The 12,896-nt window shown below is 71.7% G+C and carries 14 protein-coding genes; 1 reads left to right on the top strand and 13 read right to left on the bottom strand.

Features of this window, described 5'->3' with window-relative positions; all coding sequences use genetic code 11:
* Positions 1-112: 112 nt before the first annotated feature.
* Both def and HEB94_RS34525 read right to left on the bottom strand, forming a co-directional pair.
* Entirely contained in the window at positions 113-658 is a 546-nt protein-coding gene (def, locus tag HEB94_RS34520) for a peptide deformylase (protein WP_337918105.1), read from the bottom strand.
* A gap of 34 nt (positions 659-692) precedes the next feature.
* Entirely contained in the window at positions 693-1,319 is a 627-nt protein-coding gene (locus HEB94_RS34525) for an exonuclease (RefSeq protein WP_192753722.1), read from the bottom strand.
* 43 nt (positions 1,320-1,362) lie between these two features.
* Here HEB94_RS34525 and HEB94_RS34530 point away from each other — a divergent pair, with 43 nt between their 5' ends.
* On the top strand, positions 1,363-1,926 hold the full coding sequence (locus HEB94_RS34530) for an NUDIX domain-containing protein (protein ID WP_192753723.1): 564 nt from the start codon (positions 1,363-1,365) through the stop codon (positions 1,924-1,926).
* A 7-nt stretch (positions 1,927-1,933) separates the two neighbouring features.
* Here HEB94_RS34530 and HEB94_RS34535 read toward each other — a convergent pair whose 3' ends face one another.
* The 11 genes from HEB94_RS34535 to pyrF all read right to left on the bottom strand — a co-directional run bounded on the left by HEB94_RS34535 (position 1,934) and on the right by pyrF (position 12,845).
* Positions 1,934-2,527 (bottom strand): HAD family hydrolase, encoded by a 594-nt coding sequence (locus HEB94_RS34535; protein WP_337918106.1) that lies wholly within the window; start codon positions 2,525-2,527, stop codon positions 1,934-1,936.
* Between the two features lie 189 nt (positions 2,528-2,716).
* Positions 2,717-4,741, bottom strand: a complete 2,025-nt coding sequence (locus HEB94_RS34540) for a primosomal protein N' (protein ID WP_192753725.1) — start codon at positions 4,739-4,741, stop codon at positions 2,717-2,719.
* Positions 4,742-4,838: 97 nt separating this feature from the next.
* Positions 4,839-6,035 (bottom strand): methionine adenosyltransferase, encoded by a 1,197-nt coding sequence (gene metK, locus HEB94_RS34545; protein WP_337918107.1) that lies wholly within the window; start codon positions 6,033-6,035, stop codon positions 4,839-4,841.
* Positions 6,036-6,148: 113 nt separating this feature from the next.
* Entirely contained in the window at positions 6,149-7,156 is a 1,008-nt protein-coding gene (locus HEB94_RS34550; RefSeq protein WP_192753727.1) for an Rv2578c family radical SAM protein, read from the bottom strand.
* A gap of 65 nt (positions 7,157-7,221) precedes the next feature.
* A complete protein-coding gene (coaBC, locus tag HEB94_RS34555; protein WP_192753728.1) occupies positions 7,222-8,448 on the bottom strand; it encodes a bifunctional phosphopantothenoylcysteine decarboxylase/phosphopantothenate--cysteine ligase CoaBC in 1,227 nt (408 codons plus the stop codon).
* A 40-nt stretch (positions 8,449-8,488) separates the two neighbouring features.
* Positions 8,489-8,779, bottom strand: a complete 291-nt coding sequence (gene rpoZ, locus HEB94_RS34560; RefSeq protein WP_192753729.1) for a DNA-directed RNA polymerase subunit omega — start codon at positions 8,777-8,779, stop codon at positions 8,489-8,491.
* A 2-nt stretch (positions 8,780-8,781) separates the two neighbouring features.
* Complete coding sequence (gene gmk, locus HEB94_RS34565; protein ID WP_192753730.1) at positions 8,782-9,393, bottom strand: guanylate kinase; 612 nt, start codon at positions 9,391-9,393, stop codon at positions 8,782-8,784.
* Between the two features lie 4 nt (positions 9,394-9,397).
* Positions 9,398-9,718: an integration host factor, actinobacterial type gene (mihF, locus tag HEB94_RS34570; protein WP_192753731.1), complete on the bottom strand. Its 321-nt coding sequence runs from the start codon at positions 9,716-9,718 to the stop codon at positions 9,398-9,400.
* A gap of 260 nt (positions 9,719-9,978) precedes the next feature.
* Positions 9,979-10,779, bottom strand: coding sequence for a 3'(2'),5'-bisphosphate nucleotidase CysQ (cysQ, locus tag HEB94_RS34575; protein ID WP_192753732.1), 801 nt, complete (start codon positions 10,777-10,779; stop codon positions 9,979-9,981).
* Between the two features lie 5 nt (positions 10,780-10,784).
* Positions 10,785-11,882: an alcohol dehydrogenase catalytic domain-containing protein gene (locus HEB94_RS34580; protein WP_192753733.1), complete on the bottom strand. Its 1,098-nt coding sequence runs from the start codon at positions 11,880-11,882 to the stop codon at positions 10,785-10,787.
* Positions 11,883-12,008: 126 nt separating this feature from the next.
* A complete protein-coding gene (gene pyrF, locus HEB94_RS34585; protein WP_192753734.1) occupies positions 12,009-12,845 on the bottom strand; it encodes an orotidine-5'-phosphate decarboxylase in 837 nt (278 codons plus the stop codon).
* Between the last annotated feature and the right edge of the window lie 51 nt (positions 12,846-12,896).

The following is a 12,896-nucleotide window of genomic DNA, read 5'->3' on the forward strand; positions in this document are numbered from 1 at the left end:
GGATCGAGTCGGGCCGCGGCCACGGGCGCAGGACCTGCGAGAGCCGGCGCCGTCACGGCGGCAACCACGACGACACCAGTCGCGAGCGCGCCCATCGCGAGGACACCCACCACTACAGCGCCCGACCGAGCGTCGCGTGCGGGGACACGCGCACCTCGGGTGGACCGGCGTTGCCCCACTCGGTCTCACGGATCGCTCGCAAGGCGGCCTTGCGTGCCTCACGGTCGAGCCGGTCGACGAACAGGACGCCGTCCAGGTGGTCGGTCTCGTGCTGGATGCAGCGGGCGAGGAGCTCCGAGCCCTCCAGGGTCACCGGGTCGCCGTGCATGTTGTAGCCCTTCGCCACCACCCGCAGCGCGCGGCGGCAGTCGAAGGAGAAGCCCGGGATGGAAAGGCAGCCCTCCGGCCCGAACTGCTCCTCCTCCGACAGGTCGAGCCGCGGGTTGATCAGATGCCCCACCACGTCGTCGACGTTGTAGGTGAAGACCCGCAGCCCGACTCCGATCTGAGGGGCGGCGAGGCCGCTGCCGGGCGCGTCGAGCATCGTCTCGGTGAGGTCCGCGACGAGCTTGCGCAACTCCTTGTCGAAGTCCCTCACAGGCTCGGCCGGCGTCCTCAACACCGGATCACCGAACAGGCGGATGGGCTGGACGGCCACGCGGGTCTCCTCGATCAGTTCGGGTGCGTTGCCGTCAGTTTACGGAGGACCGGCCGGGAGGCGACTCGCCTGCGCCACCCGGGGCGCTCCAGGTGAACAGGGCGGCGACGAGTTCGGCCTGCTCGATCGCGTCGTCGAGGGCATGGTGGGTGTGCGGCCGCCGCGAGACCAGCCACCTCGGGAGGCGGGACTTGCTCGCCGCGGCGATCGGCACGCCGGCCTTCACGGCGTACGTCGTCTTCAGGTCGAGACATCGGGAGTGTCCGAAGGGTGACCCCTCCCGGGCGTAGCGCACGAAGTACCAGTACATCCACATCCAGTCGTAACTGAGCGGAAACGCGACGAACACCGGGGTCAGGTCCGTGCCCGCGACGTCGCGGACCCAGGACCCAGCGGCGTCCATCGCGGCGGCGGGGTCGCGGCCCTCACGGAGCAGCCGGTCCCGGTCCAGGCCGCTCACGCCCAGCGCGCCGGGATCGTACTGGGAGGAGATGGGGCGCAGCTCGGCGTAGAACGTGGACTTCGCCGGGTCGGCCGCGACGAACTGGGCGCCGTCGGAGGTTCCCGCGACGGCCAACCCGAAGCTCAGCATGGAGTACGGACCGGGAATCGGACCGTCGGCCTCGATGTCGGCACTGATGTAGATGTCGCGGCTCGGCATGTGCGGACGGTAGCAACCGGACGACACGGCCTAGAGTCGGCACGTGCGATGGACGGTTCACAGCGAGCGGGCGATCTACGACAGCCGATGGGTGCGGCTCGCGCTCGCCGACGTGGAGGTGCCGGGCCTGCGCCGCTTCGACCACCACGTACTCCGGATGCCGTTGCCCGCGGCCGGCACCGTCGTCCACGATCCGGACCGGGGGCTCCTCCTGCTCTACCGGCACCGGTTCATCACCGACACCTGGGGCTGGGAGGTTCCCGCCGGCGCGGTCGAACCCGGCGAGACCCCCGAACAGGGTGCGGCGCGCGAGGTCGTGGAGGAGACCGGCTGGCGACCTGGGCCGCTCCGCGCACTCACCACCTACCACCCGAGCAACGGCATCGCGGACCAGCGGTTCCACCTGTTCCTCGCCGCGGGCGCGACCCACGTCGGCGCACCGAGCGACCCGAGTGAGTCCGAGCGGATCGCGTGGGTGCCGCTGCCGGAGGTACGCCACATCGTCTCGCGCGGCGAGATGCGGGACGGCCTGTCACTCACCGCGGTGCTCTACGCCCTCGCCCTTGGTCAGCTGGACGGGGCCGGTGAGCTGGACGGGCGGGCCTGACCCTCGCTCACACAGGCAGCCCGGCACCGGCCAGCTGGCCGCGCAGGGTCGGCCCGTCGACGAACACCTCGGCCCGAATGCCGACGGCCCGGGCCGCGTCGACGTTCACCGGCAGGTCGTCGGTGTAGAACGTCGCGTCCGCGGTCAGTCGATGGCGGTCGAGGAGCAGCTGGTAGATCGCCGGACTGGGCTTGGAGACACGTTCGACGCCGGAGACGACGGCGCCGTCGAGTTCGGCGAGGAAGGGCCAGCGCTCCAGCGCGACCGTCCACTTCTCGGCGGAGAAGTTCGTGAGCGCGTAGGTCGGGACGCCCTCGGCGCGCAGTCGCCCCAGGATCGCCACCGTCTCCTCCAGCGTGCCCCCGACCATCTCGGCCCAGCGCTCGTCGTAGGCCCGGATCAGCTCGGCGTGCTCGGGGAACCGGCTGGTGAGCTCGGCCACGCCCTCCGCCCAGGTTCGCCCCGCGTCCTGCGCGGCGTTCCACTCCGCTGTGCAGACCCGCGTGAGGAACTCCTCCACCGCGTCGTCGTCGGCGAGGAGCGTGCGGTAGAGGTAGCGGGGGTTCCAGTCGAGCAGGACGCCGCCGACGTCGAAGACCACCGCGTCCACGGTGGCGGTTGGCTTCGTCCACGTGTTCGAAGCACTGTTCGAAGCAGGGTTCGAGCCGGGGCGGGAACTGGCGTGGGAGGTCGTCACGACAGCCGACCCTACCGGCGCCGACCAGCGAGCAGGCGTGCGTCGTCGGCTTCCCGCGCGTTCGGGACATCTCGCCCAAGCCGCGAGGAACCCTCAGCCCAACACGACCGGGTCGACCTGGACACGGACCGCGCCGGGCGCCTTGCGCGCACTACGGACACCCTGGGCCGCCTTGAGCGCCGCGGACAGCTGGGCCCCTGCCGGACGCGGAACGCGCAGGACCAGCCGGACGGTCTCGTCCGCGCCGTCGAGTGGCACCGGGCCGAGCACCTCCGCGCCCTCTGGGAGCGAGACCAGCGCGGCGAGGTCGTGCACCGCCGCGGGCGGCCCTTCCAGGGCGACGAGCCGCAGCGCGGGCGGGAAGCCGGCCGCCTGGCGTTCGGCGAGTTCGCGTTCGGCCTGGGCCGCGGGGCTCCACCGGACCAGCGCCTGCACGGCCGGGATCCCAGGCTCGCCCACGACCACGATGGTGCCGCCCCGCTCGGCCGGGCGGACCAGGGCGGCGGCGTTGAACCAGCGCCGTAGCGTCTCCTCGGCCGACCGCAGGTCGGCCCTCGCGAGCGCGAGCCAGGTGTCGAGCAGGAGCGCGCCGGCGTAACCCTCCTCCGCGACGGGTTCGGCTCCCGGTGTCGCGACGACGAGCGCGGGCTCGGCGCCGACCGTGTCGAGGACGCGGTTGCCGCCGGAGGTGCGGACCGGGACGCGCGGGAAGGCGCGGCCGAGTTCCTCCGCCGTACGCCTGGCACCGACGACCGGGGCGCGCAGCCGGCCGCCCCCGCAGGTGGGGCAGCGCCAGGCCGCCGCCGGGCGGCCACACCAGCCGCACGCGGGAGGCGGCCCGGAGGGGCCGAGCTGGAGCGGGCCGGAACAGGTGCCACAGCGGGCCGGCCCCCGGCAGTTCTGGCAGACCAGCGCGGGGAGGTAGCCGGCGCGGGGAACCTGGACCAGGACCGGTCCGAGCGCCAGGGCCGCGCGGGCCTGTTCGAAGGCGCGGTGCGGAAGCCGGACCGCGCGGGCGGCCGGGTCGCGGGCGAGTTCGGACTCGGTCTCCCCGGTCACCTGCACCCTGGGTCCGCGGGCCCGGACCGTGGCCCGGGACCCGGCGAGTGGCCGTGCCCATCCGCTGGCCAACAGCTGGGCGCCTTCGGCGGTGCACGCGAATCCACCCACCAGGGCCGCGCCCCTCACCTCGTGGGCACGAAGCAGCAGCACCTCGCGGACGTGCGGGTAGGGAGCGCGTGGTTCGGCGTGCAGGTCGTCGCCGTCATCCCAGCAGAGGACCAGACCAAGGTCGGCGACCGGCGCGAACGCCGCGGAGCGGGTGCCGACGACGCAGCGCACCGCACCTCTGCGTACGGCGAGGAACCGGCGGTAGCGCTCGGCCGGGCCGAGCTCGGCGGTCAGGGTGACGTGTTGGTCGGGACCGAGCACCTCGGTGAACGCGGTGTCCAGCCGGGAGGCGTCACGGTGGTCGGGTACGACGGCGAGGACGCCACGGCCGCTGGCGAGCGTCGCCGCGGCGGCGTGGGCCAGAGCAAGCGGCCAGTTCTCCCCCGGCAGCGCGGTCCAGACGGCGCGCGGCGCGTCACCCCGGCGCAGGGCGTCCAGGAACGCGGCGCCGGTGTCGTAGGAATCCCACGGCCCGGCGGCGGGAGGGATCTCCAGCGGGGGTGCGGGGTCCGATGCCGCCTCACCTTCGACCCGCGCGTGCCGGGGCGGAACCGCCAGGCGCAGGACGTCGGCGAGCGTCCCCGCGTAGCGGTCGGCGACCCGCCGGGCGAGCTGGGCGATCTCGGCTGTGAGGACGGGCTCGGCCGACACGACCCGGCGTAGTGGGGCGAGCCGGCCCCGGTGGTCGGACTCCGCCACCCGCTCCAGGACGTAGCCGTCGAGGTCCTGACCGGCGAACCGGACCCGCACCCGGCAGCCGGGCACACAGGTCTCGTGCAGCTTCTCGGGCACGAGGTAGTCGAAGGGCCGGTCGAGATGGGCGAGCGGCACGTCGACCAGGACGCGCGCGACGGGTAACTCCGGCGCGGGTGCCTGCGGGGAGGTGGGACGGGGTCGCCGCACGCGGGCTCGCACCAGCGCCAGCTGGCCCGCGTCCTCCTCCGTCACCTTGGCAGGCTAGGGCAGGCCACCGACATCTCGGTGGCCTGCCCCACGAGGGCGTCACATGAGTCAGGCATGGTCGACAGGACCCGCCCGTCGAGCCTCAGCTGAGGCCGGCGGCGCTGCGCAGGTCGTCGGCGCGGTCGGTCCGCTCCCAGGTGAAGTCGGGTTCGTCCCGGCCGAAGTGGCCGTAGGCCGCGGTGGCGGTGTAGATCGGCCGACGCAGGTCGAGGTCGCGGATGATCGCGGCCGGACGTAGGTCGAACACCTGCTGCACGGCCTTCTCGATCACGTCGACCGGCGCCACCTCGGTGCCGGAGCAGTCGACGTAGAAGCCGACCGGCTGTGCTTTGCCGATCGCGTAGGCGACCTGGCACTCGCAGCGCTTGGCGAGCCCGGCGGCGACGATGTTCTTGGCCACCCAGCGCATCGCGTAGGCGGCGGACCGGTCGACCTTTGTCGGGTCCTTGCCGCTGAAGGCGCCGCCACCGTGCCGGGCGTAGCCGCCGTAGGTGTCGACGATGATCTTCCGGCCGGTGAGCCCGGCGTCACCCATGGGACCGCCGACCTCGAACCGGCCCGTCGGGTTGACGAAGAGCCGGTAGCCGTCGGTGTCGATGCCGAGGCTGCCGACCACGGGATCGACGACGTGGTTGCGGATGTCGGGCGCGAGCATGTTGTCGAGATCGATGTTGGCCGCGTGCTGGGTCGACACCACCACCGCGTCGACGCGGACGGGGCGGTCACCGTCGTACTCGATCGTGACCTGCGTCTTGCCGTCCGGACGGAGGTAGGGCAGTGTGCCGTCCTTGCGCACCTCGGCGAGGCGCTTGGAGAGCTTGTGCGCCACCGTGATCGGGACCGGCATCAGCTCAGGCGTCTCGTCGCAGGCGAAGCCGAACATCATGCCCTGGTCGCCCGCGCCCTGCCGGTCGATCGGGTCGACCGAGCCGTCGGTGCGGCCTTCGTAGGCCTCGTCGACGCCCTGCGCGATGTCCGGGGACTGCGAACCGAGAGAGACGGTGACGCCGCAGGACGCGCCGTCGAAGCCCTTCGCGGAGGAGTCGTAGCCGATGTCGAGGATGCGCCCGCGCACCAGGCTCGCGATGTCGGCGTAGGTGTTGGTGGTGACCTCACCGGCCACCACGACCAGCCCGGTGGTGACCAGGGTCTCGACCGCGACCCGGCTGTGCGGGTCGTCCTTGAGGAGGGCGTCGAGCACCGAATCGCTGATCTGGTCAGCGATCTTGTCCGGGTGGCCCTCCGTGACCGACTCGGACGTGAACAGTCGTCGGGACACGGCCATCCTTTCTGCGCGAGGCCTCGGGCACGTTGTCAGCGGCGTGCCGGCCCTCGCGGTGTCGCGAAGAAATAGCTCTCATGTAATTGCGCGTGACCGCAAGCGTAACGATGTCAGCCGGGCGTGGCGTACCGATGGGTCGCGTTTCGGTGAGAATTGCGTCTTGTTCCCACACCGTAACGCTCGGACAGTTTGTCGACCTCCTCGGCTATTCGTCGCTGGTAGGCCGAAGGCGCATAGGTACCACTGGCGTACAGGCGGCGATATTCCGGCACGAGCTCGGGGTGGTCGCGTCGCAGCCAGCGTTGGTACCACTCCCGCGCACCCGACCGCAGGTGCAGGACGATCGGCGTGATGCTCGTGGCGCCGGCATCGGCGATCGCGCGCACCGTCTCATCGAGCTGGTCGGGGCTGTCGCTCAGGAACGGCAGGATCGGTGCCATCAGGACGCCGACCCGGAAGCCGGCCTCGGTGAGCGTCCGGCACACACGCAGCCGGGCGGACGGGCTCGGCGTGCCGGGCTCCACAGACCGCCACAGCGCGGCGTCGACCGAGCCGATCGACAGGCTGATCCCCACCGTGGTGACCTGTGCGGCCTCGCGCAGCAGGTCGAGGTCGCGCAGGATCAGGGTGCCCTTGGTGAGAATCGAGAACGGGTTGTGGGCGTCGCGCAACGCGCTGATGATCCCTGGCATCAGCGTGTAGCGGCCCTCGGCCCGCTGGTAGCAGTCGACGTTGGTGCCCATCGCGATCGCCTCGCCCTGCCAGCTGGGCCGGGCCAGCTCCCGGCGCAGCAGCTCCCCCGCGTTGACCTTGACGATCACCTTGCTGTCGAAGTCGTGGCCCGCGTCGAGATCGAGGTATTCGTGGGTGCGCCGGGCGAAGCAGTAGACGCAGGCGTGGCTACACCCCCTGTAGGGGTTGATCGTCCACTGGAAGGGGACTCGCGCCGGCGCCGGAACCTTGTTGATGATCGACCGAGCGCGGATCTCGTAGAAGGTCATTCCGCGGAACTCGGGCGTGTCGAAGGTGCGGGCGCACGACTCCATCCCGAACAGTGTCAGCTCGCCGGGGGCACCGCCGTCCTCCCGATCGCCGAGCCGCAGTCCATCCCATCGCACCCGGGCAGTGTATCGAACATTCGTTCGATCTCCAGGCCGCGGTGCCCGGGGCGCGCCGGTCGGTGTTACCAGCGTTCGGCGACGAGGTCCCAGATGCGGTGGGCGAGGGCGTCCTTGGATCCGTGGGGGACGACGGTCTCCGAGCCGTCCGTCCCGAGGATGACCGCCTCGTTGTCGGTCGACTCGAAGCCCTTGTCGGCGCCCACCTCGTTGACCACGAGAAGGTCGCAGCCCTTCCTGGCGAGCTTGGTCCGCCCGTGGGTGAGAACGCTGCCCTCGGCGTCACCCGTCTCCGCCGCGAAGCCGGCCACGACGAGGTCCTTGCGGGGGCGGTCGTGGGACAGCTCGGCGAGGATGTCGGGGTTCTGGACGAGTTCGACCGTGGGTGCCGAACGGTCGTCGGTCTTCTTGATCTTGTGGTCGGTGTAGGTGCGTGGCCGGAAGTCTGCCGGCGCCGCGGCCATCACCACCGCGTCGGCGTGCTGGGCGGCCTCGAGCACCGCGTCTCGCAGGTCGCGGGTCGACACGACCGACGTCACCGTGACACCGGCCGGGGCCGGCAGGGTGACGTTGGCGGCGATCAGGGTGACGCTCGCACCCCGGACGACGGCGGCGCGGGCGAGGGCGTATCCCTGCCGGCCCGACGAACGGTTGCCGATGAACCGAACGGGGTCGAGAAACTCCCGGGTGCCGCCGGCGCTGACCACGACCCGCCGGCCGGCGAGATCCTGCAGAAGTGGCTGGGAGCCGCGGGCGAGGATGTCGCGGCACACCTCGAAGATCTGCTCGGGCTCGGGAAATCGGCCCTTGCCCGTGTCGGCGCCGGTGAGTCGACCTTCGGCGGGCTCGAGCACCAGAGCTCCACGCTCACGCAGCGTGGCGACGTTGGCGCGGGTCGCGGGGTGCTCCCACATCTCGGTGTGCATGGCGGGAACGAACACGACCGGGCACCGGGCGGTGAGAAGTGTCGACGTCAGCAGATCGTCGGCCAGGCCGTTGGCGGCCTTGGCCAGGACGTCGGCCGTGGCGGGAGCGACCACCACCAGGTCGGCCCGCTGACCGAGCCGGACGTGGGGCACCTCGTGCACGTCGTCCCAGACCTGGGTGTGCACCGGCTGATGCGACAACGCCGCCCAGGTCGCCTCCCCCACGAAGTGCAGCGCGCTCTCGGTGGGGACGACCCGGACGGCGTTACCCGCCTCGACGAGCAGTCGAAGCAGGGAACATGCCTTGTAGGCGGCGATGCCGCCGGTGACGCCGAGCACGACCCGCGGCGACGAGGGACCCGGCATCGGTGCGCTCCGAACTCAGGGGAGGGACGGTGGGCGCCGGTCAGGACGCGGCGGGGCGACCCTCGTCGGTGGGCTCGATGTCCTCAACGGTCAGCAGGCCCTCGTTGATCTCCCGCAGGGCGATCGACAGCGGCTTCTCCTGGACGTGGGTGTCGACGAGTGGGCCGACGTATTCGAGCAGCCCCTCGCCGAGCTGGGCGTAGTAGGCGTTGATCTGACGCGCACGCTTCGCGGAGAACAAGACGAGCTTGTACTTCGAGTCGCTCTTCTCGAGCAGATCGTCGATAGGCGGGTGGGTGATGCCTTCGGCGGCGGGCTGGGTGCCGGACAAGCTCAGGCCTCCGGAGAGTCGGGGTAGGAGCGCATTAAGGCTACCAACTCGTCCGCGGCGGCGCGTACTTCGGTGTTGACAATTGTCACATCGAACTCCTTTTCGGCCGCAAGTTCCATCCGAGCGGTCTCCAGGCGGCGTTCCTGCTCCTCCGGAGACTCGGTGCCACGGCCGAGCAGGCGGCGTACGAGCTCGTCCCAGTCGGGCGGGGACAGGAAGACGAACAGCGCCTCCGGCATGGTCTGCCGGACCTGCCGGGCACCCTGGAGATCGATCTCCAGCAGGGCCGGCCGGCCTTCGGTGAGCTTGTCGAGCACGGCGCCACGCGGGGTGCCGTAGCGGTTGGCCCCGTGGACCACCGCCCACTCGAGCAGCTCGTCCGCCGCGATCATCCGGTCGAACTCCTCGTCGGAGACGAACCAGTAGTGCACCCCGTGGATCTCGCCCGGGCGCGGGCGGCGGGTCGTCGCCGACACCGAGATCCAGACGTCGGGGTGGTCACGACGGATCGCCGCCGCGACGGTGCCCTTACCGACGGCGGTCGGCCCGGCGAGCACGGTCAACCGGGCCACACGTCGCTCGGGCTCCCCGGCGGCGGCGGTGCGGTCGTACACAATCTCAGGATTCGCCGAACTCACGCTTCAGCGCAGCCACTTGGTTGTCTCCGAGCCCTCGCACGCGGCGGCTCTCGGAGATTCCGATGCGTTCCATGATCTGCTTGGCGCGAACCTTGCCGACGCCTGGCATGGCGCAGAGCAGGTCCACCACCCGCATCTTTCCGATCACTTCGTTGTCGTCACGCCCGACTTTGACGATCTCGCCGAGCGAGGCACCGGAGTTCTTGAGTCTGTTCTTGACCTCAGCGCGCTCGCGGCGGGCCTGCGCGGCCTTCTCGAGCGCGGCTTGACGAGCTTCAGGAGTCAGGTGAGGTAGCGGCACGGACGGTCACCTCGAGGCTGTACGACGGGTCTGGGTGCAGCGATTCTTGCTCGGTCGTTCAGGCGCCTGGAGGCCGGGGTCCCGAAACCGTCCGTGCACCACGAACACCCACGATTCGGACGCGAACCTATCCAGGTGGCATCGATGGGGCAAACAGGGGGGTACCCCGACAGATACACGGGCATCGTTCGTTCCCCTCGGCGCCCCGTTCGCGAGGCTCGGAGGTGAACACGCTCGGCGCCCGCCCGGACGCGGTGCGCTCACGACCGCCCGAACGGCGGCTTGGTGGCGCCGAACGCGATGAACGGGGAGTTCTCGAACCCGGGCTTGCCGTAGCGGAACGGCGTGCCGTCGGGCGTGAGCACCGACCCGCCGGCGGCCCGCAGGACGGCGTGCCCGGCTGCGGTGTCCCACTCCATGGTCCGGCCGAACCTCGGGTACAGGTCCGCGGCGCCTTCGGAGATGCGGCAGAACTTCAGCGAGCTCCCGGCCTGCACGAACGAGCCGACCGGCACCGCCTCGAGCCACCGCTCGGTGTCGGGGTCGAGGTGGCTACGGCTCACCAGGGCGCGGAAGCCGTCGTCCGGAGCGGGCACGACGCCGAGCGGCCGGGTCAGGGCGCCCTCGATCCGTTCGGCGCGGCCGGGGGCACCGACGTAGGTGACGCCGATCGCCGGCAGGTGGACGACGCCCAGGGTGGGGACTCCGTCCTCGACCAGGGCGATGTTGACCGTGAACTCGCCGTTACGGGAGAGGAACTCCTTGGTGCCGTCCAGCGGGTCGACCAGCCAGAACGGCCCGCCCTCGGTCACCGTCGGCGCCTCGCCGGCGGCCACGCTCTCCTCCGCGACCACCGGGATGTCCGGGGTCGCCTCGGCGAGGCCGCGCAGGATCACCGCCTCCGCGCGCAGGTCGGCCTCGGTGACCGGGGTCCGGTCGGCCTTCTCGCGGGCGCCCGGGTCGTCGGCGGCGTAGACCTCGAGGATCGCGGCTCCAGCAGCCTCGGCGAGGGTGCGGACGTGGGCGACGAGGCTGGCTTCGACAGGGGATGCGGGAGACATGGCCCCTATGCTGGCAGAGCCACCGGGCCGGGCGCGTGGTCACCGGGCCGCGACTGTCCGGGTACGAGGATCGCGCGACCCACCAGCCGGCCCGACTCGAGGTCGTCGATCGCCTCGTGGACGGCGTCCAGGGCGTAGGTGCGGGTGCGCAGCCGGACCAGGCCGCGGGCCGTGAGGTTCATGAGTTCGTCGAGGTCGTTGTAGCTGCCGACCAGGTTGCCGACCACGTTGATCTCCTTCGAGACCAGATCGATGGTCGGGACGTCGACGTGGCCGCCGTAGCCGATGCTGAAGTACGATCCGGCCGGCCGCAGCATCGCGATTCCCTGCGCCTCGGTGCCCCGCTCCCCCACGAAGTCCAGGACGACGTGCGCACCGTGAGCACCGTGCGACCCGGCGCCGCTGGTCACCTCCAGGACGGCGGCCACCGGGTCGGCCGAACGCGTGTCCACGACGTGGTGCGCGCCGTACTCGAGCACGAGGTCGAGCGCGGCCCGCGACCGGTCGACCACGATGATCTCGGCGGCGGTGAGCGCCACCAGGACCTGCACGCCGATGTGGCCGAGACCTCCGGCGCCGATCACCACGACGTGGCTGCCCGGACGCAGGAGCGGCGCCGCCTTGCGTACGGCGTGGTAGGCGGTGAGACCGGCGTCGGCGAGCGCGGCCACGTCGGCGGGGCGCAGCGCCGGGTCCAGCCTTAGCACCGAGCGGGCGCCGGTGCGGAGGAGTTCGGCCATGCCGCCGTCGGCGTCGATGCCGGGAAACCGCGACGCTGTGCAGTGGACGTCATCGCCGGCCCGGCAGGCCCGGCACAGGCCGCAGGTCACGAGGGGGTGCAGGATCACCGGGTCGCCCGGCTCGACGTGGGTGACCGCCGAGCCTGTCTCCCGGACCCAGCCGGCGTTCTCGTGCCCCAGCGTGTAGGGCAGGGTGACGCCGGACTTCTCCCGCCACTGTCCCTCGACGACGTGCAGGTCCGTCCGGCACAGGCCGGCGCCGCCGATCTGCACCAGGACGTCCCACGGCCCCTCGATCCGAGGCTCGGGAACGTCCTCGACCATCGGGGGCCGGCCGTACTCGTGCAGCCGAACCGCCTTCACCTCGGCTCCTCCCGCCGCGGGACAGGACCCACCGTGGGACCATCCTCGCCCGGCTCTCCCGGGTTCGCACCGGGTTCGGCACGGTCCGCCGCGACGCGGGACGGGAGGAACGCCGTGGACGGACGGTCAGGACTGGGTGAGGATCGCTCGGACCGACTCCAGCGTGCGGTCGGCGGCGTCCCGGAGCGCCTGGACCGACGGGCCGGCCCGCAGGATCTCCCGGGAGGAGGAGGGCAGGACGTTGCGCAGTGCCTCACCGAACACCGTTCGCAGGTCCGCGGCCGTGCCGCCCTGCGTACCGATCCCGGGCGCGAGCAAGGGACCGTTGACGGCGGCGAAGTTCTCGCCGGTGGACTCGACGGTCGCGCCGACCACGGCGCCGACCGAGCCGAGCGGCGACTCCCCCGCGTTGACGGCCGCGATGCGGTCGAGGATGTCGCCCGCCACGGTGCGACCCGCCTCGGTGCGCGCCTGCTGCACCTGCGGACCCTCGGGGTTGGACGTCTGCGCGAGGACGAAGACACCGCCGTCGAACTTCGCGGCCGTGCCAAGGAGCGGTTGCAGCGAGCCGAATCCGAGGAAGGGGCTCGCGGTGATCGCGTCCGCGCGCAGCGGTGACGCCGGATCGAGGTAGGCGTCGGCGTAGGCCTGCACCGTCGATCCGATGTCTCCGCGCTTCACGTCCAGCAGTACCAGCGCCCCGGCCTCCCGCGCGGTGGCGATCACCTGCTCCAGCACCGCCACACCGCGGCTGCCGAACCGCTCGAAGAACGCCGACTGCGGCTTCACCACGGCGAGGCGCGGCGCGAGCGCCTCGACCGCGGTCAGCGCGAAACGCTCCAGGCCGCTCGCGTCGTCGGGAAGCCCCCACGCCGCCAGCAGTGAGGCGTGCGGGTCGATCCCCCCGCACAGGGGTCCGCGCTGGTCCAACGCCGCGCGGTACCGGGCGCCGAAAGTCGCCACGCCGCCACCTTCTTTCCGTTGTGAGAGTCCTGTCGCCGGCAGGACACCGGC

Origin of the sequence: Actinopolymorpha pittospori (genome assembly GCF_014873875.1) — a bacterium.
Lineage (GTDB): Bacteria > Actinomycetota > Actinomycetes > Propionibacteriales > Actinopolymorphaceae > Actinopolymorpha > Actinopolymorpha pittospori.